2 protein-coding genes are annotated in these 611 nt (G+C 70.0%); both read right to left on the reverse strand.

The genetic code is table 11. The features are described 5' to 3' along the window. The coding region (locus FK268_RS23365; RefSeq protein WP_205124537.1) for a hypothetical protein at window positions 1–198 on the reverse strand (198 nt) is incomplete at its 3' end. Then, the coding region (locus FK268_RS24490) for a hypothetical protein (protein WP_158636216.1) at window positions 195–611 on the reverse strand (417 nt) is incomplete at its 5' end. The genes FK268_RS24490 and FK268_RS23365, both read right to left, overlap by 4 nt.

Raw genomic sequence — 611 nt, forward strand, 5'->3', positions numbered from 1 at the left:
GTCCTCGCTGTTGCCGGTCTGGGTGCCGTAGAGCACGGTGGCGTGCAGGGTCGCCGCGTTCGCGGTCTCGGCCGCATCGGCCTGCGCCGCGGCCAGGCCGGCGAGGAAGCCCGAGAGCCACGCTCGCTGGTCTCCTGTGAAGACGTCGATGAGGGCGGACGTATCCGCCTCGGGCAGAGCGTAGGTGGGAGTGCTCATGCCAGCGTCTCCTTCGCGAACCGCACCAGGTCGGGCATCGCGCCGTCGACCAGCATGGCGTTGACCGTCGCGCCGTCGAGCACCGCGGCGTTGCGGGCCCGGTGGTGCAGGATCCAGCCGTACGTGGCGGGTGCGTCCATGCTCAGCACGTTCCGTTCCTCCAGCGACGTGGTGTAGTCGCCGAGTCGTTTGGTGGCGATCAGCGCCGCGAGTTCGGTGTCGTCGTAGGCCTCGAGCCGACCGCGTAGGTATTTGGTGAGGCGCTGCCGGACTGCGAAGTCCTCGGTGAGCACCAGGTTCCGGGCGCGCGCCGAGACCCGCGGATCGTCGTGTCCCGTTGCGCCCGAGACGCGCTCGGCGGCGACCTCCTGCGCCAGCGAGAGCACCGTGAACGAGGAGAGCAGGTCGAAGGC

Source organism: Tsukamurella sputi (assembly GCF_007858445.1).
In the GTDB taxonomy this organism is placed as follows: domain Bacteria; phylum Actinomycetota; class Actinomycetes; order Mycobacteriales; family Mycobacteriaceae; genus Tsukamurella; species Tsukamurella sputi.